At 65.4% G+C, this 19,402-nt stretch carries 15 protein-coding genes, 3 tRNA genes and 1 pseudogene; 13 read left to right on the top strand and 6 right to left on the bottom strand.

Annotated elements, in window-relative coordinates:
- Positions 1-87: 87 nt before the first annotated feature.
- From ACODS5_RS14865 to ACODS5_RS14855, 3 genes are all read right to left on the bottom strand, one after another.
- Positions 88-172 (bottom strand) — tRNA-Leu (locus tag ACODS5_RS14865).
- 54 nt (positions 173-226) lie between these two features.
- A tRNA-His gene (locus ACODS5_RS14860) sits at positions 227-302 on the bottom strand.
- Between the two features lie 40 nt (positions 303-342).
- Positions 343-419: transfer RNA gene (locus ACODS5_RS14855), tRNA-Arg, on the bottom strand.
- Positions 420-672: 253 nt separating this feature from the next.
- Here ACODS5_RS14855 and folD point away from each other — a divergent pair.
- The 9 genes from folD to ACODS5_RS14810 all read left to right on the top strand — a co-directional run bounded on the left by folD (position 673) and on the right by ACODS5_RS14810 (position 12,518).
- A complete protein-coding gene (folD, locus tag ACODS5_RS14850) occupies positions 673-1,527 on the top strand; it encodes a bifunctional methylenetetrahydrofolate dehydrogenase/methenyltetrahydrofolate cyclohydrolase FolD (RefSeq protein ID WP_134690160.1) in 855 nt (284 codons plus the stop codon).
- Positions 1,528-1,752: 225 nt separating this feature from the next.
- Entirely contained in the window at positions 1,753-2,670 is a 918-nt protein-coding gene (gene ctlX, locus ACODS5_RS14845) for a citrulline utilization hydrolase CtlX (protein ID WP_489109020.1), read from the top strand.
- Positions 2,671-2,689: 19 nt separating this feature from the next.
- Complete coding sequence (gene ocd, locus ACODS5_RS14840; RefSeq protein WP_489109019.1) at positions 2,690-3,736, top strand: ornithine cyclodeaminase; 1,047 nt, start codon at positions 2,690-2,692, stop codon at positions 3,734-3,736.
- Between the two features lie 249 nt (positions 3,737-3,985).
- Positions 3,986-4,768 (top strand): ABC transporter substrate-binding protein, encoded by a 783-nt coding sequence (locus ACODS5_RS14835; RefSeq protein WP_134690157.1) that lies wholly within the window; start codon positions 3,986-3,988, stop codon positions 4,766-4,768.
- 96 nt (positions 4,769-4,864) lie between these two features.
- Positions 4,865-5,572, top strand: coding sequence for an ABC transporter permease (locus ACODS5_RS14830; RefSeq protein WP_134690156.1), 708 nt, complete (start codon positions 4,865-4,867; stop codon positions 5,570-5,572).
- Complete coding sequence (locus tag ACODS5_RS14825) at positions 5,569-6,282, top strand: ABC transporter permease (RefSeq protein ID WP_134690155.1); 714 nt, start codon at positions 5,569-5,571, stop codon at positions 6,280-6,282. Before ACODS5_RS14830 ends, ACODS5_RS14825 begins: the two co-directional genes overlap by 4 nt.
- Positions 6,283-6,286: 4 nt before the next feature.
- A complete protein-coding gene (locus ACODS5_RS14820; RefSeq protein WP_256660233.1) occupies positions 6,287-7,105 on the top strand; it encodes an ABC transporter ATP-binding protein in 819 nt (272 codons plus the stop codon).
- A gap of 13 nt (positions 7,106-7,118) precedes the next feature.
- Positions 7,119-7,610, top strand: coding sequence for an Lrp/AsnC family transcriptional regulator (locus tag ACODS5_RS14815; protein ID WP_489109018.1), 492 nt, complete (start codon positions 7,119-7,121; stop codon positions 7,608-7,610).
- 96 nt (positions 7,611-7,706) lie between these two features.
- Positions 7,707-12,518 carry a dermonecrotic toxin domain-containing protein gene (locus tag ACODS5_RS14810; protein ID WP_489109017.1) on the top strand — a complete coding sequence of 1,604 codons (4,812 nt, stop codon included), beginning with the start codon at positions 7,707-7,709 and terminating at the stop codon, positions 12,516-12,518.
- Positions 12,519-12,522: 4 nt separating this feature from the next.
- Here ACODS5_RS14810 and ACODS5_RS14805 read toward each other — a convergent pair whose 3' ends face one another.
- The 3 genes and pseudogenes from ACODS5_RS14805 to ACODS5_RS14795 all read right to left on the bottom strand — a co-directional run.
- The gene (locus ACODS5_RS14805) at positions 12,523-14,205 is read right to left on the bottom strand and encodes a putative bifunctional diguanylate cyclase/phosphodiesterase (protein ID WP_134690152.1); all 1,683 of its coding nucleotides are present in this window, start codon (positions 14,203-14,205) and stop codon (positions 12,523-12,525) included.
- 12 nt (positions 14,206-14,217) lie between these two features.
- Positions 14,218-15,327: a methyl-accepting chemotaxis protein gene (locus ACODS5_RS14800; protein ID WP_489109022.1), complete on the bottom strand. Its 1,110-nt coding sequence runs from the start codon at positions 15,325-15,327 to the stop codon at positions 14,218-14,220.
- 174 nt (positions 15,328-15,501) lie between these two features.
- Positions 15,502-15,783, bottom strand: a pseudogene (locus ACODS5_RS14795) (PAS domain-containing protein); the annotation flags it as partial.
- 276 nt (positions 15,784-16,059) lie between these two features.
- Here ACODS5_RS14795 and ACODS5_RS14790 point away from each other — a divergent pair.
- The 4 genes from ACODS5_RS14790 to ACODS5_RS14775 all read left to right on the top strand — a co-directional run bounded on the left by ACODS5_RS14790 (position 16,060) and on the right by ACODS5_RS14775 (position 19,372).
- A complete protein-coding gene (locus tag ACODS5_RS14790; protein ID WP_134690150.1) occupies positions 16,060-16,374 on the top strand; it encodes a helix-turn-helix domain-containing protein in 315 nt (104 codons plus the stop codon).
- Positions 16,375-16,584: 210 nt separating this feature from the next.
- A complete protein-coding gene (locus ACODS5_RS14785) occupies positions 16,585-17,895 on the top strand; it encodes a C4-dicarboxylate transporter DctA (protein ID WP_134690149.1) in 1,311 nt (436 codons plus the stop codon).
- Between the two features lie 70 nt (positions 17,896-17,965).
- Positions 17,966-18,667 carry a FadR/GntR family transcriptional regulator gene (locus ACODS5_RS14780; RefSeq protein ID WP_489109016.1) on the top strand — a complete coding sequence of 234 codons (702 nt, stop codon included), beginning with the start codon at positions 17,966-17,968 and terminating at the stop codon, positions 18,665-18,667.
- 18 nt (positions 18,668-18,685) lie between these two features.
- Positions 18,686-19,372 (top strand): GntR family transcriptional regulator, encoded by a 687-nt coding sequence (locus tag ACODS5_RS14775; RefSeq protein ID WP_489109015.1) that lies wholly within the window; start codon positions 18,686-18,688, stop codon positions 19,370-19,372.
- Positions 19,373-19,402 lie beyond the last annotated feature (30 nt).

The following is a 19,402-nucleotide window of genomic DNA, read 5'->3' as shown; positions in this document are numbered from 1 at the left end:
CACGACAACTGGAATCACAATCCAGCGCTCTACCAACTGAGCTACGCCCACCATAATGCGGTGTTACGGTACAGCCTTACAGAAACATGGTGCGGACGAAGAGACTCGAACTCTTACAGCTTGCGCCGCTGGAACCTAAATCCAGTGTGTCTACCAATTTCACCACGTCCGCATAACTCAAAAACAAAGGCGCCGGATCATGCAATCGAGGCGCCCCTGAAGAATCTGGGGTGGACGATGGGAATCGAACCCACGACAACTGGAATCACAATCCAGCGCTCTACCAACTGAGCTACGCCCACCATAGTGCGGTACTGCTATTGCTTACTTGCCCAGGCCTGATGGCGCACCCGGCAGGACTCGAACCTGCGACCATCCGCTTAGAAGGCGGATGCTCTATCCAGCTGAGCTACGGGCGCTTAAGCTATCAGTCCGACCGAACAAACGAACCGCTTATTCTGCCTGACCTTGCCAACCCGTGCCAGGCAGTGCCCGACAAGTGCGGCGAATCTTATAGGCGACCCTCTAGGCCGTCAACACCTTTCTCTAAAAAATTTAAATTATTGAAGGGGTTAGGGGATTTGCCCGACCACCCGCCTTTGCCCTCGGGCCAGGTCGTGCGAGAATACGCGCTTCTTATATGTTCCCTTCTCGATGGTTAATCACGCGTCTATGACTGCACACCTTATCGATGGCAAGGCGATCGCCGCCAACCTGCGCCAGCAGATCGCCCAACGTGTCGCCGAGCGCCGCCAGCAAGGCCTGCGCACCCCGGGCCTGGCGGTGATCCTGGTCGGCACCGATCCGGCCTCCCAAGTCTATGTCTCGCACAAGCGCAAGGACTGCGAAGAGGTCGGCTTCATTTCCCAGGCGTTCGACCTGCCCAGCGATACCACGCAGCAAGCCCTGGCCGATCTGATCGACCGGCTCAACGACGACCCGGCTGTCGACGGCATCCTGCTGCAACTGCCGCTGCCGGCTCACCTGGACGCCTCGCTGCTGCTCGAGCGCATCCGCCCGGACAAGGACGTAGACGGTTTCCACCCCTACAACATCGGCCGCCTGGCCCAGCGCATCCCGCTGCTGCGCCCATGCACCCCGAAGGGCATCATGACCCTGCTGGAAAGCACCGGGCAGGACCTGTACGGCATGAACGCGGTGATCGTTGGCGCCTCCAACATCGTCGGCCGCCCCATGGCCATGGAATTGCTGCTGGCCGGTTGCACCGTCACCGTCTGCCACCGTTTCACCAAGGACCTGCCCGGCCACGTCGGCCGCGCCGACCTGGTGGTGGTGGCTGCCGGCAAGCCGGGCCTGGTCAAGGGTGAATGGATCAAGGAAGGCGCCATCGTCATCGACGTCGGCATCAACCGCCAGGAGGACGGCAAGCTGGTCGGCGACGTGGTCTACGACACCGCCCTGCCTCGCGCGGGCTGGATCACCCCGGTACCGGGCGGCGTGGGCCCGATGACCCGCGCCTGCCTGCTGGAGAACACCCTGTATGCGGCTGAAGAGCTGCACAAGTAATCAAGGTGTTCCGGCAATAAAGAAAACGGCGCCCTTCGAGGCGCCGTTTTCAGTTGTACAGCCCGCTCCCACGAGGATGGCGACCTTTTTCTGTGGCACCAGCCGATTCTGCTGCCAAACAAGCCATTTCAGCTGGACCCGCTGCCCGCCCCGCCCGCTTCAGCCGGGATCTCACCGCGAACCATCACACAATGGTCACACAGCCCACCTGTGGATGCGTGCCCAATGCAAACAACAAATACCGTCCTCATGATTCGCCCGGCGCGGTTCGCCTTCAATCCCGACACCGCCGCCAACAACCGCTTCCAGCAAGCGCCGCTGGACCCTGAGACCGCCAGCGCAAAGGCTCTGGAAGAGTTCGACGGCTACGTCGACAGCCTGCGCCAGCACGGCGTCGACGTACTGGTGGTGCAGGATACCCCAGAGCCCCATACCCCCGACTCGATCTTTCCCAACAACTGCTGGAGCAGCCATGCCGACGGCAGCCTGGTGCTCTACCCGATGGAGGGCAAGAATCGCCGCCTGGAACGCAGCAAGGGCGTACTGGGCGTGCTGAGCGAGCGCTTCGCCATCCAGCGCACCATCGACCTGAGCCCATTGGAACAGCAGAATCTGTTCCTCGAGGGCACCGGCAGCATGGTCCTGGACCGCGAGCACCGGATCAGCTACGCCTGCCACTCCGGGCGCACCCACGAACGCGCCCTGCGCCAGTTCGCCGAACACCTCGATTACCGCCTGTGCCTGTTCCACGCCGTGGACCGCCAGCAAGCGCCGATCTATCACAGCAACGTGATGATGAACGTTGGCCGCCAGCTCGCCGTGGTCTGCCTCGCCGCCCTGCCCCACGCCGATGAGCGCCGGGCACTGGAGCATTCCCTGCGCGACACCGGTAAGCAACTGCTGGCCCTGGACTTCGACCAGTTGGAAAACTTCGCCGGCAACATGCTCGAGGTCCACGACCGCGATGGCCGCTCGCTGCTGGTGATGTCGCGCAGCGCCTGGACCTCCCTCGATGCCCGCCAGCGCCAGCAGGTGGAGCGTCACAGCCACCCGCTGGTGGTGAATATCGACCATATCGAACGTATCGGCGGCGGCAGCGCCCGCTGCATGCTCGCCGAAATCCACCTGCCCTCGCGCCACTGACCCGTCAAGGAGAACCATCATGACCCGCTACATCGACGTAAATGACCTCGCCCGCCTGGTCAACCGCAAGGGCCTGCCCACCTGCCTGGCCGAGATGGCCGATTACATCCGCCAGGACTACCTGCGCTGGCACGACTTCGAGAAATGCCCGCGCCTGGCCAACCACTCGCCGGACGGGGTGATCGAGCTGATGCCGGTGTCCGACGCCAGCCTGTACGCCTTCAAATACGTCAACGGCCACCCGAAGAACACCCACAACGGCCTGCTCACGGTGATGGCCTTCGGCGCCCTGGGCGATGTCGATACCGGCGCGCCGGTACTGCTCAGCGAGATGACCCTGACCACCGCCATCCGTACCGCCGCCACCTCGGCCCTGGCCGCCCGCTACCTGGCGCGCCCGGACAGCAAGCGCATGGCGCTGATCGGCAACGGCTCGCAAAGCGAGTTCCAGGCCATCGCCTTCCACACCCTGCTGGGCATCGAGGAAATCCGCCTGTTCGACATCGACCGCAGCGCCTCTGAAAAGCTGGCAGCCAACCTGGCCGGCTACCCGCAACTGAAGCTGACCATCGCCGGCAACGTGGCCGAGGCAGTGCGCGGCGCCGACATCGTCACCACGGTCACCGCCGACAAGGCCTACGCCACCATCCTCACCGCGGAGCTGATCGAACCGGGCATGCACCTCAATGCCGTGGGCGGCGACTGCCCGGGCAAGACCGAGCTGCACCGCGACATCGTCGAGCGCGCCCGGGTGATCGTCGAGTACGAACCGCAGAGCCGGATCGAAGGCGAGATCCAGCAGATGCCCGCCGACTCGCCGACCACCGAGTTCTGGCAGGTGGTCGAGGGCAGCGCCGCAGGCCGCGAAAACGCCGGCCAAGTCACCTTGTTCGACTCGGTCGGCTTCGCCCTGGAGGACTACTCGGCGCTGCGCTATGTGCTGGACGTCGCCCGCGCCCTGGACATCGGGCACGACATTGCGCTGGTGCCTGAACTCGAGAACCCGAAGGACCTGTTTGCCTTGCTGCAAGCAAAAGGGTGTGAGCGCAAGGCCAATGCTGCCTGACCGAACACTCGGGGCCGCTTGGCGGCCCCAGTGACCGAAACGGCTGTCGCACATCCATAAATCTTTGTCGGAACAGCCGTTTCGGCTGCAACTCGCCCACTAACAGCTGAATCCGGCCCCCCACGTGCTGGCAAACGACACAAAAAACCTGTCTATCTCGCGCATTCTGAGCGCGACCCATGAGTCACCGACGGACCTAAACGCATCAACCGCCCTACTACCAATAACAACACCCAGGGACCCAAGACCATGTTCTCCATGCGAAAACGCCTCGGCGTGCTGCTGTTCTCGTTGTGTGCCACCAGCGTTGCCCAGGCCAAGGAGTGGACCGAGATCCGCTTCGGCGTCTTCCCCGAATACCCACCTTTCGAATCCGTTGCCGCCGATGGCAGCCTGCAAGGCTTCGACATCGACCTGGGCAATGCCATCTGCGCCAAGCTGCAGGTCAAGTGCACCTGGGTGCACAACGAGTTCGACGGCATGATCCCGGCCCTGCGCGCCCGCAAGTTCGACGCCATCATGTCCTCCATGGCCGTCACTCCGGCGCGCCTGAAGCAGATCGACTTCACCAGCCGCCTGTTCCTCAGCCCCACCTCGGTGATCGTGCGCAAGTCGGCCGACTTCGGCGACACCAGCGAATCGCTCAAGGGCAAGCAGGTCGGCGTGCTCCAGGGTTCGCTGCAGGAAGCCTACGCCCGAGCCGTGCTGGCGCCGCAGGGCGCGCAGGTCAAGGCCTACCAGAGCCAGGACCAGAACTATGCCGACCTGATCAATGGCCGTCTCGACGCCACCGTCACCGACAAGCTCGAAGCCCAGCTCAACTTCCTCTCCAAGCCCGAAGGCGCCGACTTCAGGAGCGGCCCGGCGATCAAGGACCCAACCTTGCCGCTGGACATCGCCATGGGCCTGCGCAAGAGCGACCCCGAACTCAAGGCCCTGCTCGACAAAGGCATCGCCATGATCCATGCCGACGGCACCTACGCCGAGATCCAGAAGAAGTACGTCGGCGACGTGGATATCTACAACGAGTGACCCACAGCGCCGATCGCGGGGCAAACCCGCTCCCACAGGCTCACCACTGCGTGGGAGCAGGCTTGCCCGGCGATGGCCTACCCGCGAGATCCTCTCATGAACGACTTCCTCTCCCACGGCCTGCAAGGCTTCGGCCCGCTGCTGGCCCAGGGCACCTGGATGACCCTCAAGCTGGCCCTGCTGTCACTGGCGCTCAGCCTCGCACTGGGCCTGGTCGGTGCCAGTGCCAAGCTGTCGCGATCCAGGCTGTTGCGCCTACCGGCCACCCTCTACACCACGCTGATCCGCAGCGTTCCCGACCTGGTGCTGATCCTGCTGATTTTCTACAGCATGCAGATCTGGCTCAACGACCTGACCGAGATGCTGGGCTGGGACTATGTCGAAATCGACCCATTCAGCGCCGGGGTAGTCACCCTGGGTTTCATCTACGGCGCCTACTTCACCGAGAACTTTCGCGGCGCCATCCTCAGCGTGCCCGCCGGGCAGCTGGAGGCCGCCACCGCCTATGGCCTGAGCCGGGCACAGCGGTTTCGGCTGGTGCTGTTCCCGCAGCTGATGCGCTTCGCCCTGCCGGGGCTGGGCAACAACTGGCTGGTGTTGCTCAAGTCCACCGCGCTGGTGTCGATCATCGGCCTGGCCGACCTGGTCAAGGCCGCGCAGAACGCCGGCAAGACCACCAATGACATGCTGTTCTTCCTGTGCCTGGCGGGCCTGGTCTACCTGGTCATCACCACCTTGTCCAATCGCCTGCTCAAGCATCTCGAGCGGCGCTACAACACCGGCATCAAGGAGCTGGCGCGATGATCGAACTCCTTCAGGAATATGGCCTGGCCTATCTCTACAATGATGGCACCGGCCTCTCGGGCCTGGCCATGACCCTCTGGCTGTTCCTGGCCAGCATGGTGCTGGGCTTCGCCTTGTCGCTGCCCCTGGCCTTGGCGCGTACCTCGCGGCATGCCTGGCTGCGCCTGCCGGTGCAGCTGTACACCTTCGTGTTCCGCGGCACGCCGCTCTATATCCAGCTGCTGATCTGCTACACCGGGCTCTACAGCCTGCAGGTTGTGCGCGACCACGCCCTGCTCGACCAGTTTTTCCGCAACGCGCTCAACTGCACCTTGTTGGCGTTCGTGCTCAACACCTGCGCCTACACCGTGGAAATCTTCGCCGGGGCCATCCGCAACCTGCCCGCTGGCGAGCTGGAGGCGGCCCAGGCCTATGGCCTGCGCGGCTGGAAGCTCAACCTGTTCCTGGTGCTGCCCGCCGCCCTGCGCCGCTCGCTGCCGGCCTACAGCAACGAGCTGATCCTGATGCTGCATGCCACCTCGCTGGCCTTCACCGCCACCGTCGCCGACATCCTCAAGGTCGCCCGCGACGCCAACGCCGCGACCTTCCTGACCTTCCAGGCCTTCGGCGTGGCCGCCCTGCTGTACATGCTGCTGTCCTTCGCCCTGGTCGGCCTGTTCCGCGTGGCCGAACGGCGCTGGATGCGCTTCCTTGACCCTGCCCGAGGCTGAAATCATGACTGCTACCGCACTGCCACTTTCCACCTTCGCCCAGGCCCCAAGGGCTTACGCCCACACTGGCGCGATCAAGCTCAGCGTCGAGGGCCTGCACAAGCACTACGGCGAGCACCAGGTGCTCAAGGGCGTCTCGCTGCAGGCGCGCAAGGGTGACGTGATCAGCCTGATCGGCGCCAGCGGCTCGGGCAAGAGCACCTTCCTGCGCTGCATCAACTTCCTCGAGCAGCCCAATGCCGGCAGCATCACCCTCGACGGCCAGACCCTGGAGATCCACCCCGGCACCCGCACCCCGCCACCGGCCCAGTTGCAGAACCTGCGCACGCGCCTGGCCATGGTGTTCCAGCACTTCAACCTGTGGAGCCACCTGACGGTGCTTGAGAACATCTGCCTGGCGCCGCGCAAGGTACTGGGCGTAAGCGCCGGCGAAGCCGAGGCACGGGCGCGCAAGTACCTGGACAAGGTCGGCCTGCCGGCGCGGGCCGCCGAACAGTACCCAGCGTTCCTCTCCGGCGGCCAGCAACAGCGCGTGGCGATTGCCCGGGCCTTGGCCATGGAGCCAGAGATCATCCTGTTCGACGAACCCACCTCGGCGCTGGACCCGGAGCTGGTCGGCGAAGTGCTCAAGGTGATACAGACGCTCGCCGAGGAAGGACGTACCATGCTCATGGTCACCCACGAAATGGGTTTCGCCCGCCAGGTCTCGAGCCAGGTGCTGTTCCTGCACCAGGGCCTGGTCGAGGAACACGGCAGCGCCGAAATCCTCGACCGGCCACAGAGCGAGCGCCTGCGGCAGTTCCTCTCCAATCGTCTGAAGTGAAGTCACGCCGCCTATGGATATCAAGGCCACCACACCCGTCGCAGCACCGCTGGATCGCATCGATGAAGCCATCATCGACGTGCTGCGCCACCAAGGAAGGATCACCTACGAAAAGCTCTCCACCCTCGTGCACCTGACGCCCAGGCCCTGCCTGGAGCGGGTGCGCAAGCTGGAGCGGCGCGGGGTGATTCGCGGTTACGGGGCGATCATCGACCTGCAGCAGGTGTCCCCGGGCTTGTCGCTGCTGGTGCTGGTGGCCCTGTCCAACCAGAGCGGTCGCTCGGCGCAGCGGGCCTTCGAGGCGACCGTGCGGGCCTGCCCGCAGGTCTACGAGTGCCAATTGATCAGCGGCCACTTCGACTACAGCCTGCGCATGCGCTGCCGGGACATGGAGCACTACCGGGTGCTGACCGAAACCTGGATGAACAACGACGAACTGCATATCGACAAGCTGGTGGCTCATCCAGAGCTGGCGGCGGTGAAAAGCACCGCGCCACAACCCTGACCGCGGCCGCGCCGGCCAGGTATCAATTATGTACCCGAGCCGCCCCTGTTCGTGACGCTAGCCTCGCTGCTTTCCATCCATAGACGCAAAGCAGCGATGACCGATGCCCCCCTCTCCCCGCACCTGGCCTTCATCCAACGCCGCCTGCCGGCCTGGCTGGCCCAGGCCACCCGTGCGCAACGACGCACCCTTGAACACCGTATCCGCCGCAGCCATGCCAGCACCCGCCAACTGGCCCATGCGCTGGCGCCGGTGCAGGACGTGGCCAGCTTCTGTCGCCCTCTGCTCGAAGACGCCCTGCGCCACTGGTACCCCGATGCCGTGCTGCCAGCCATCGATCATGCCCGGGTCTGGTACTTGGGCCGCGACCCCACCTGGCTCGAGGCCGCCCTGCAGAACTTCGACGCCGATGCCCAACCAAAACTGTACGAAGATGCCCAGGTGATACACCGCTCCAGCCTGGATGCCCGACGCTTCGTCGCCGGCGTGCGCAACCTCGACCTGGGCCGACGCTATCACCAGCACCTGGCCGAACACCTCGACACCCGCACCCTGCGCGACCTGCTACGCCAACAGGACCATGCGGCATTCGCCGCGACCCTGAGCATGGCTCACCTGCAGGGGCATGTGGACGGCCTTGGCGCGGCGATCGGCGAGACCGTGCTGTCAGGCCTTGCCGATTCCGCCCGGGCGTCGCTGCATTGCAGCTTCCTGAGCCTGTTCGATTGCCCGCTCGACGGTCCGCTGCTGATTCATCTCGACCCGCGACGCCAGCTCGGCGCTTGCCTGCTGTACCTGCCAGGGCACAACCGCGAGCCCTTGCGTCAGCACCCATCACTGCAAGCAGCGGCAACCTGGCTCACGCAGTTGCTGTGGCAGCAGCAGGAGCGCACCTTTTTCATGCGCTACGTGAGCCTGGCCGAACAACCCCGCTTCAGCGCCCGCCTGCGCGCCAGCCTCTATCCACGCTACCCCTACACTCAACTGCACCCCACCCCGCCGGTACTTGAACCGGGCGAGCGCTTCGACTGGCTCCACCGCCTGTTCCCATCGCCCACGGACCTCTGGCAGGAAACCCTGGACAAGAACACCCGCCTGCATTTCACCCACACGCCCTGGCGCAAGGATGCCTTCAGCGAACGGGCCCGCACCCGCGTCGAACGCAAGTTGGCGGATGCCGCCGTCCTCGCGGTGCCAGTGGCCAAGCGTGATGCGGCTGCCCAGCTGGCACGTATCGAGGGCTGGCTGAGCGCGGGCCTTACGCTGCTGAATGTCGCCGCCCTGTTCGTTCCGGGGTTGAGTGAAGTGATGATGGTGGTCGGTGGCGCGCAACTGGTCGACGAATTCCTCGACGGCGTGCACGCGGCCAACCAGGGCGATGCGGACGCCGCCATCGGCCATTTGTTCGCGGTGTTCGAAAGCCTGGCACAGTTCGCCGCCATCGGCGCCGCCAGCGGTTTCATCGAGCCGGCCGGGATTCTGCACGACTGGCAGCGCATCGGCGATGGCCCTCACGAGCGCCTTTGGCCCGCCGATTTGGCGCCGTTCACCCGTCCTCGCCCCTGGCCTGAAGGCCAGCCATACGACAGTCAGGGCCTGCGCCGCTGGCAGGGCCAAGCCTGGCTCGAACGGGACGCAACGGCCTTGGCGCTGCAACGCTCGGCAAAGCATGACTGGCAGCTGGCTTCCCCCCATCGGCTGGGGCACCCACCGCGGCTACAGGGCAATGGTCAGGGCACCTGGCTACTCGAGCATGACCGGCCACTGAGCTGGGATACCAGCACCCTGCTCAAACGCCTCGGCCCTGCCGCAGGCACCCTGGACAGCAATCAACTGGCTCAGGCTCTGCGCTGCAGTGGCTACGACGGCGCACTCCTGCGCAAAGCCCTGCTCGACCACCAACCGCTGCCGGCCCTGCTGCTCGATAGCCTGGAAGCCTTCGGCGGCTTGCCCTTGCCGCTCACTGGCGAGCCGCAGGTCGCATCAGTCCTGGCACGCGACTTCCCCGGGCTGAGCCCAAGAGCTCGCGAGCAGATCCTGGCACAGGCCAGCGCCCGGGACTTCCTGCAACTGCAACGCACCGGGCGCCTACCCCTGCCCATCGCCGAAACCGCGCGCCTGTTCCTCCGGGACGGGCGCATCAACAAGGCGCTCAGCGGCTTCCACACGGCCAGCGGCGCGCGGATCGATCGCGATAGCTTGGTCTTCGCCAACCTGCAACGCCTACCCGGATGGACGGCGACCCTGGGCATCGAGCTACGCGAAGGGCTTCCTGGCGGGGCGGTGGTCAATCGCGCCGGCCCCCTGGCCACACCGACCAAGGTCGTCGTCAGAACGGCAAAAGGCTATGCCGCCTACGACGAGCGCGGCAGCGCGCTGAGCAGCCGCAGCAACCTGTTCGACGCCCTGCTGCACACCTTGCCAGACAGCGAGCGCGATGCCCTGGGCTTCGCTATCCACGATACCCAGGAACTGCGCGACCGCTTGTTCGACCTGGCCGCCGGCGATCGCCAGCAAAGCGCCACGGACCTGGGCCTGGCCCCGGTGCGCCCGCAGTATCGACTGCCTTCGCGCCTGCCAGGCGATCCACGCCTGGGCTACCGCCTGAGTGGCCGCGGCAGGGGGCGCCTGAGTGACGACGAACAGTTCGATCAACTGTTCCCGGCCAACCCCGGGCGCGACCGGGAGATGCTGCGCCTGCGTCTGCGCTACCAAGCCGGTGATCGCCCCGGTGCCTTTGCCCGGCTGCTCGAGCGGCTGCGCGCCAGCTACCAACGCCTGGACCTGGCCTTGCAGCGCTGGGTGCATGACCCCGAGGGGATTGCGGTAGGCCTGTTCGAGCAACGACGTGCCCAGCGTCAGGCCGTAGCCGAGCGTATCCGCAGCGCCTGGCGTCGAGAGGACCCGGATCAGCCCAATGGCGACATCGACCATGTGGTACTGACCCTGGAGCTTCACCAACTCGACCAGTTACCGGCGGTGCCCGTCCCCCTGCCCCATGTCCGCCAATTGACCCTGAATGGCCTCAACCTCGTGCGCGATACCGGCCTCGGGGAGCTCCTGAGGGCCTTTCCCGGGGTGCGCGACCTCGATCTTGGCGAGAACGCCCTCGCTCAACTGCCCACGGAACTGGGCGAAATGAGCGAGCTGCTGACCCTGGACCTGAGCGCGAACAATCTCGACCTGGAGGATGAACACAACCTGGCCGTCCTCGAGCGCCTGAGCACCTTGCGTCAGTTGAACCTGAACGACGCCGTGCAAGGGCTGCCGGTCACCGCCCTGAACCGCCTTGCCCGACTGCCCTCACTGCACTGGCTGCAAGCCGACCTCAACGATCTGGCCCTTGGCACGGAACATTTTCAGGCGTTGCAGCGCTGGCCCGCACTACGCAGGTTGCAACTGGGGCAGAACGACATCGTGCTGAACGACGCGAGCCGGGCCGCATTGGCCGGCCTCAACCGCCTGGAAGTCCTGCACCTATACGACAACCCGCTATCCCTAGCCCCCGATCTGACTGGCTGGAACGCCTTGGTCCAGCTGGACCTGCAGAACACCGACATCAGCCACTGGCCCGGAGGGTTGACGGCCCTGATGTTCCAGGAACCCACCGCCCTGCGCCAGCTGGACCTGAGCGCAAATGCCCTGGTCGACGCACCGCCCCTACAAGGCAGCGCCTACGCCCGGGCCCTTGCCGAGAACCTGCCCGAGTTCGCCTATTCCTTCGACAACAACCCCTTCAGCGCTGCCGCGCAACAACGCCTGGAACAAGCGGGCTTCCAAGTTCATCAATCGCCACGCACCAGCGGGGAGTGGTCGCGGCAATGGCCTGTCGAATTGCAGACACTGGTGACCGAATCCGCGCAGCAACACCGCTGGCAAGCGCTGCACGCGCTGTACGAGCGCCTCCCCGGCACGGCCGAGTACCAGCAGAGTCCCAGCGCTTTCGACCTGCGCATGCGCCACGTGCTGCGCGCCCTTGTCACTGACGCAGGCTGGGGCCAGGCGCAGTTGCAACAACAGGTCAATGACCTGCTCGTCGATGCCGGCCAACACTGCGTAGACCAGGCCAGCCTGCTGTTCCAGCAGATCGAGACCGACGTACAGCTCTGGCAGACCGTGTCCCAGGCCGCACCCGGGGCCAGCAACGAAGAGGTCGCGGTGGCGACCGTGGCCGGCCTCTATCGCCAACGCCTGCTTGACGCACGCATCGGCGAGCTCTTCCAGGGGCGCGTGGCGCGCCGTAGAGCCCTGGCCGAGGCCACTGACCCGCCGTCCCTGCACCAGGACGACGACATCAGCGACACGCAACTGAGCGAGCCGAATTTTCTCCTCGACGAACTGGAAATGGTGCTGCATGCGCGCATGCACCTGCGCCAACGTCTCGGCCTGCCGGTGCAACCCACGGCGATCTTCTACGACTACCTCGCACGCCTGAGCGAAGCCACGCTGCAACGGTTGGCAACCGCCGTGCAAGGCCAGGCCAACGCCGACAACCTCGCCCACTGGCTGGTTGACCAGCACTTCTGGCCCGCCTGGCTGCGCCGTCTCGCACCTGAACTCTTCGAGAGGTTGACCCAACAATGGGCAGGGGCCTCGGAGTATTTCGACGCCCTCGCCAGCCCTGGCGGGATGGACGGCGACTATGCCGGCCCGCCGGTCCCGACAACCTTCGTCGAGGCCCTACAGCAAGCGTTCGCTGATGTGCCCGCTCTGACCTGGCGGCATCAGGGCAGGCTGCAGCGCATCGACCTGAGCGCCGTGGCATTCGCCCAGTTCGAACCCAGCCTGCTGGAGCGCGCCGGTGGCGTGCTGCTCGACATGCGCCGACGTGCCGACGCCGCGCTGGTCCGGCACTTGACCGAGGCACTGCTACAGGCCCACTTGCGCGCGCCGAACCAGGAGCAATAACGGCTTAGCGCCATTCGGGCGGCTGTCGCCAGGCCGCCGCCCAACTCGCCACCTGCGCCTGCGCCATAGGCCGGGCGATGCCATAGCCCTGGGCCAGCTCGCAGCCCAGGTCCATCAGCATCCGCCCCTGCTCGACGCTTTCCACGCCCTCGGCCACCACCGCGCGGCCGAAGGCCTGGGCCAGCCCGATCACCGCGGTGGTCAAGGCCAGGTCGTCGTGGTCGTGAAGAATGTCGCGCACGAATGACTTGTCGATCTTGATGGTCTGCGCCGGCAGGCGCTTGAGGTAGCTCAGCGACGAATAGCCGGTGCCGAAGTCGTCCAGGGAAAAACGCACGCCCAACGCCCGACAGGCATCCAGGCAGCGGCCCACTCGGGGCAAGTTGTCGATGGCCACCGACTCGACGATCTCCAGGTCCAAGCGCGCGGGGTCCACACCGGGATGGCGCTCGAGCAAGCGCGCCAGCCGCTCGGCGAAGTCGCCGCGCTGCAATTGCCGGGCGGCGATATTGACGCTCAACGACCAGTCACGCCCGGATAACTGCCATTGCTGCAATTGCGCCAACGCCTGCTCGATGACCCATTCGCCCAGCTCGACGATCAGATCGGTCTGCTCCACCAAGGGCAGGAACTCTCCAGGCGGCACCGGTCCCTTGGACGGGTGCATCCAACGCAGCAGTGCCTCGAAACCGATGATCTGGCCGCTGCGCATGTTCACCTTGGGCTGGTAATGCAGGCACAGCTCGCCCTGGCGCAGGGCGCGGCGCACCCGCGCCACGGTCTGGTGGGTGGCCTTGAGCTCCAGTGCCTGGGACACATCGAACACGTGATAGCGGTTGCGCCCCTGCTGCTTGGCTACGTACATGGCCTGATCGGCATGCCGGACCAAGGCGTCGGCATCCTCGTCGTCCTGGGGGAACAAGGTGACGCCGATGCTCGCGCTCAGGCGCAACGCGTGCTCACGCACCACATAGGGCGCGGCCAGCGCGTGCAGGATACGCTGCAATGCCGCATGCAACTGCTGGCGGCCCTCGATATGGCGCAGGATCAGCACGAACTCGTCACCCGACAGCCGCGCCACCGCATCCCCCCCGCGCAGAATGCTCTGCAGGCGCTGGGCGACCTCCATCAGCAACAGGTCACCGGTGGCATGGCCGTAGCCATCGTTGACCGCCTTGAAGCCGTCCAGGTCGAGCATGCACACCGCCAGCGGGATGCGCTCGCGACGCGAGAACGCCAAGGCCTGGTTGAGCAGGTCGGACAGGTAGGCGCGGTTGGGCAACCCAGTCAGCACATCGTGGCCCACGCGCCATTGCAGGGTATGCAACAGTTGGCGCTTTTCAGTGACGTCGAAACGGATCGACACGTACTTGCGCACCTTGTTGGTGTGCGGATCGATCAACGGCACCATGGTGCTATCGACCCAGTACAGCGAGCCATCCTTGGCGCGGTTGCAGATCTCGCCCTTCCACACCCTTCCTGCCGCCAGGGCGCGCCACATGTCGAGGAAGAACGTCGGCTCGTGCAGGCCGGAATTGAGGATGCGATGGTTGGCCCCCAGCAGCTCCTCGCGGCTGTAGCCGGAGATGCTGCAGAACTGCTGGTTGACGTAGGTGATGCAACCGCGCAGGTCGGTCTCGGAAAAGATCGCGGCCGCATCCACGGCCGTGCGGTAATTGTCGTCCATAACCTTGGCAACCTAGCGGTTGAAGCGCTCCACCAGCGCCCGCAAGCCGGCACAGACCTGCTCCAGCTCGGTACCGCGCGAAGCGGCGGCATTGGCACTGCGGGCGCTCTGCTGGACCGTGCCGGCCACGCCGTTGATCTGCCGCGAGACATCCTCGGCCACGGCCGACTGTTCCTGGGCGGCGGCAGCCATCTGCTGGCTCATGTCGCTGATCCGCGACACCGCGTGGCGGATGCCCTGCAAGGCCTCCTGCGCCAGGGCCACCTGGGTCACGCCTTGCTCGGCGCCGGCGATGCCCTGGCTGGCGATGCTCACCGCCTGTTCGGCGCCGCCGCGCAGGCTGTCGATGATGCTCTGGATATGCAAGGTGGACTGGCGGGTCTTGTCGGCCAAGGCGCGCACCTCGTCGGCCACCACCGCGAAGCCGCGGCCCTGCTCGCCGGCCCGGGCGGCCTCGATGGCCGCATTGAGCGCCAGCAGGTTGGTCTGCTCGGCGATGGCGCGGATCATCCCGGCGGCCTCGGCGATGGCACCGGTCTGACCGGCCAGGTCGTTGACCGCCTGGTTGATCTGCCCGACCGTATCGGCCAAACCATGGATCGCCGCGCCCGTGGCATCGGCCACCTGGCTGCCCTGCTGGGCCAGCAGGTGCGCGGTCTGGGCCTGTTCGGCAGTCAGTTGCACATGCCCGGCGACTTCGCTGATGGAGGCGGCCATCTCGGTCATCGCGGTGGCCGTCAGGTCGGTTTCGGCGCGCTGCTCGAGCAGTGCCGACTCAGTACCGCGCGACAGCCGCCCGGCATCCTGGGCAGCCCCGGCCATTTGCCCGGCCAGGTCGCTCAAGCGGGTGAGCGCGGTCTTCAATCGGGCTTCCTCGCTGATCAGGATCAGTTGCAGTTGCCCGGCGGCACCGGCCAGGTCACTGTAGGTCAGCGCCGCCAGCGGATCGCTGAAGGTGTTGTCGGCGCCCTCGACGATACGCCGCAGGTGCCGGCCCATGCGGCTCTGCGCCCACAGGCCGATGCCGGCGAACAGCGCCAGGGTCAGCCCCTGCGCCGGTAGGCCCGGCCACAGCTGGTTGGCGCCGACGGCCAGCGCACCGCCCGCCAGGGGCACGGCCAGGGCACGGCCCAGCAGGGCCAGGCGGCGCGCGGGCGACAGTGCTGCCTTGCCCTCGCGCAGACGTGCATACAGGGCCTCGGCCCGTGAGACCTGCTCGCGGGTCGGGCATACCCGCACCGACTCATAGCCAACCACCCGGCCCTGTTCAAGGATCGGCGTGACGTAGGCGTTGACCCAATAGAAATTACCGTTCTTGCAGCGATTCTTGACGATGCCCATCCAGCTATGACCCGCCTTGAGGTACTGCCACATCAGCTCGAACACCGCCTCGGGCATGTCCGGGTGGCGCACCAGGTTGTGCGGGCTGCCGATCAGCTCGTCCTGGCTGTAACCGCTGATGGCGGCGAACTCGGCGTTGCAGTAGGTGATCAAGCTGGCCGTGTCGGTCGCCGAAATGAGCCGCTGGTGCTCGGGAAAGCTTTGCTCGACCGGGTTGACCGGCAGGTTCTGACGCACGCTGAGACTCCATTCATACACAGCCCGACGACCTGCCTGACAGAACGCCAGGGGTGCCGGAACCGTTCATCGTGGATCAGTTCAAATGTCCGACAACGCTTGCGCACGGGCCGGCAGTTGGCCGGATCGCCCTGGACAATTACTTGAATGACTGATCAATCAAAGCGGCCAATTCTACGAACTCCATCACATTTTGCAAATAAAGGTGATGGATCATGGCGTTGCGCTATAACGCTATATATCGTTAAGTGCTTGATTCTAAATGGGAATTGAGCGATGACGAGAACAGGTCTAGGCCCTGCCCTGCGCCGCTACCGCAAACTGGCGGGCTTCACTCAGGCACAACTGGGCGAGCGTACCGGTTTCGACCCCAAGACCATAAGCCGCTTCGAAACCGGCACTTATACCCCCAGCATCGAGGCCCTGGTGAGCTTCGCCGAGGCGCTGGGGGTCAAACCGAAAGCCTTCTTCGTCGAACCCGACGACGAGCAAGAGCAGCGTGCCTACCTCTTCGGTGTCATCCATAACGCCCCGCCCAAGGACTTGGGCAAATTGATCGCCGCCGTCGATCAGGTCCTGGCCAAAGCCTGAAATCCCGCCGTGTACCACCCTAGAGCAAGTGCCGTGTCGATGCACCATAACTGGTCAGACCGGTCAGGCCAAAAAGCCTTGCAAAGTCGAAAATTTCGGCGTTTCATGGCCCTCGCAGTGAACAAACCGGTAAGACCACAATAATTAAGTCCTGCACTCTTTCGCTCCGTGTGGCTTGGGGGGCAAGGACACCGACCAGAGACTCCTCCCATGCTCAAATGGTGTTCGCGTTCGATTTTCCTCCAGGTAGTGCTCGGCCTCGCCCTTGGCGTTGTCTGCGGCCTGAGCTTCCCCGACCTGTCCCTGCAACTCAAACCCCTGGGTGACGGCTTCATCAAGCTGATCAAGATGCTCATCGGCCTGATCGTGTTCTGCGTGGTGGTCAGCGGCATTTCCGGGGCCGGCGACCTGAAGAAGGTCGGACGCATCGGCCTGAAATCGGTGATCTACTTCGAAGTGCTGACCACCCTGGCCCTGGTGATCGGCCTGGTGTTCGCCTTCACCAGCGGCATCGGCAGCGGCGCCAACATCCACCTCGACCAGCTCTCCAGCAGCGATGCCGGCGCCTTGGCCGAACGCGGCGCGCACATCCACAGCACCACCACCTTCCTCATGGACCTGATCCCCACCTCGGTGGTGGGCGCCTTCGCCGACAACAACATCCTTCAGGTGCTGCTGTTCTCGGTGCTGTTCGGCAGCGCCCTGAACCTGGTGGGCGAGTCGGCCTCGGGCATCTCGCGGCTGATCAACGAGCTGAGCCACGTGATCTTCCGCATCATGGGCATGATCGTGCGCCTGGCGCCGATCGGCGTGTTCGGCGCCATCGCCTTCACCACCAGTAAGTACGGCCTGAGCTCGCTGCAGCACCTGGGCGGGCTGGTGGCGTTGTTCTACCTGACCTGCGCCGGCTTCGTGCTGATCGTGCTGGGTACCGTCATGCGCCTTTCGGGCCTGAAGCTGCTGCCGTTCATCAAGTACCTGCGCGAGGAGTTGTCCATCGTCCTCGGCACCGCCTCTTCTGACGCCGTGCTGCCGCAGGTGATGCGCAAGCTCGAACACCTGGGCATCGGCAGTTCCACCGTCGGCCTGGTGATCCCCACCGGTTACTCGTTCAACCTCGACGGTTTCTCCATCTACCTGACCCTGGCCATCGTGTTCATCGCCAACGCCACCGGCACGCCCCTGGCGATGACCGACCTGCTGACCATTCTGCTGGTGTCGCTGGTGACTTCCAAGGGCGCTCACGGCATCCCAGGCTCGGCCCTGGTGATCCTGGCCGCCACCCTGACCGCCGTGCCGGCGATCCCGGTGGTGGGCCTGGTGCTGGTGCTGGCAGTGGACTGGTTCATGGGCATCGGCCGCGCGCTGACCAACCTGATCGGCAACTGCGTCGCCACCGTGGCCATTGCCCGCTGGGAAAAGGATATCGACCTGGAGCGGGCCAACAATGTACTGGCCAACAAACCGGGCTACGCCCCAACCACCCGCAAGCAGGGCCAACCTCATCAACAGGAATTCTAAGCCTCAGGCCGCCGGCGCCTCGCGCCGGCCCGCCAACGGCAAAGATGCAGCGTCAACCAAGGAGCGAACCGTGATCAGCTCTTCAACCGTAGTCAACTCAGTGGTGGAGAAACTCCGCCAGGCGCTGGCCCGTGGCCAGTGGCGCAGCGGCGACATGCTGCCCGGCCAGCGCGAGCTGGCCGAACAACTGGGCATCAGTCGCCCCAGCCTGCGCGAGGCGGTGATCGTGCTGGAAACCCTGGGCCTGGTGCGCTCGCTGCCGGGCAAGGGCGTGCTGGTGCTCGACGCCGACACCGCCCAGGCCCAGGAGCCGGAAGCCGTCGCCGCGGCCAGCCTGGCCGACGTGCTCGAGCTGCGCTACACCCTTGAACCCTTCATCGCCGGCCTGGTCGCGCAATCGGCCGGCAGCCAGGACATTGGCCAACTGCGCCTGACCCTGATGGATATGCGCGAAGCCCTCGAGGCCCAGGACAGCGAGGCCGGGGTCAATGCCTACATTGCCTTCCACGAGGCGCTGTTCGCGCTGACCACCAACCCGATCTTCCAGAGCGTGGTGCAGCAGACCAGCAATGCCCTCAAGCAGAGCGCCGAGATGCTGCGCAACTCGCCTGAGCACTTGGCCGCGCGGCTGAGCGAGAACGAGGCGGTGGTGCGTGCCATCCGCGAGCGCAACAGCGCCCAGGCCAGCCTGCAGATGCGCCAACATATCCTCGCCGAAGGCCAGCGCATGGGCATCGCCCTGAACATCCCTGACGACCACCCCGGCATTTAATAAAGAAGGAGAGCGAGCATGAGCGCCTGTGCCCCCCGCCTGCCTGCCCTGCTCGGCGTCGGCGAGACCCGCCTGTCGGCCGAGCAGATCTACCCCCGGCTGTTCGACGCCATTCTCGAGCAACGCCTGCCGCCGGGCAGCCCGCTGCCCGAACAGGCGCTGGGCAATGCCTTTGGCGTCAGCCGCACGGTGATCCGTCGGGTGCTCGGGCGGCTGTCCGACCAGCAGGTGGTGGTGCAGCGCCCCAGCCACACCGCGCACCTGGCAGCACCCGACCCACAGCAGGCGCGCCAGGTGCTCAGCGCCCGGCGCCTGGCCGAGACCACGCTGATCGGCCTGGCCACCCAGCGTGCGCGCCCAGCGCAGATCCGCCAACTGCGCCTGCTGGTCGAGCGCGAGCGCCAGCATCATGAGCACGGCGAGCGCTGCACGGCGATTCGCCTGGGTGGCGAGTTCCACATGAAGCTGGCGCAGATGGCCGCCAACGCACCGCTGGCCCGCTTTCTCGATGGCCTGGTGCCGATGACCTCGCTGATCATCGCCCGCTATGAGTCGCCCTGCTGCGAGCACTGCGCCTGGCAGGAGCACGCGGCGATCATCGATGCGGTGGAGCGCGGCGACGAGGCCTGCGCCCTGGCCCTGATGCATGAGCACCTGGACCGCTTGGAAGCCAAGCTCGACCTCGATCAGACCAACTGCGGGTAACGCTTGCCACGATGCCCTTGCCGCCGGCGT

This window comes from Pseudomonas sp. FG47, assembly GCF_057809115.1.
Note: the sequence above shows the minus strand (reverse complement) of the source record. Positions and strands in the feature narration are given on the sequence as shown.

Bases quoted from the DNA above. Each gene is read 5' to 3' on its own strand.
- ACODS5_RS14825 (WP_134690155.1), top strand. From the start codon at position 5,569: ATGATCGAACTCCTTCAGGAATATGGCCTGGCCTATCTCTACAATGAT.
- ACODS5_RS14815 (WP_489109018.1), top strand. From the start codon at position 7,119: ATGGATATCAAGGCCACCACACCCGTCGCAGCACCGCTGGATCGCATC.
- ACODS5_RS14830 (WP_134690156.1), top strand. From the start codon at position 4,865: ATGAACGACTTCCTCTCCCACGGCCTGCAAGGCTTCGGCCCGCTGCTG.
- ctlX (WP_489109020.1), top strand. From the start codon at position 1,753: ATGCAAACAACAAATACCGTCCTCATGATTCGCCCGGCGCGGTTCGCC.
- ACODS5_RS14805 (WP_134690152.1), bottom strand. From the start codon at position 14,205: ATGGACGACAATTACCGCACGGCCGTGGATGCGGCCGCGATCTTTTCC.
- ocd (WP_489109019.1), top strand. From the start codon at position 2,690: ATGACCCGCTACATCGACGTAAATGACCTCGCCCGCCTGGTCAACCGC.
- folD (WP_134690160.1), top strand. From the start codon at position 673: ATGACTGCACACCTTATCGATGGCAAGGCGATCGCCGCCAACCTGCGC.
- ACODS5_RS14820 (WP_256660233.1), top strand. From the start codon at position 6,287: ATGACTGCTACCGCACTGCCACTTTCCACCTTCGCCCAGGCCCCAAGG.
- ACODS5_RS14835 (WP_134690157.1), top strand. From the start codon at position 3,986: ATGTTCTCCATGCGAAAACGCCTCGGCGTGCTGCTGTTCTCGTTGTGT.
- ACODS5_RS14810 (WP_489109017.1), top strand. From the start codon at position 7,707: ATGACCGATGCCCCCCTCTCCCCGCACCTGGCCTTCATCCAACGCCGC.
- ACODS5_RS14775 (WP_489109015.1), top strand. From the start codon at position 18,686: ATGAGCGCCTGTGCCCCCCGCCTGCCTGCCCTGCTCGGCGTCGGCGAG.
- ACODS5_RS14785 (WP_134690149.1), top strand. From the start codon at position 16,585: ATGCTCAAATGGTGTTCGCGTTCGATTTTCCTCCAGGTAGTGCTCGGC.
- ACODS5_RS14790 (WP_134690150.1), top strand. From the start codon at position 16,060: ATGACGAGAACAGGTCTAGGCCCTGCCCTGCGCCGCTACCGCAAACTG.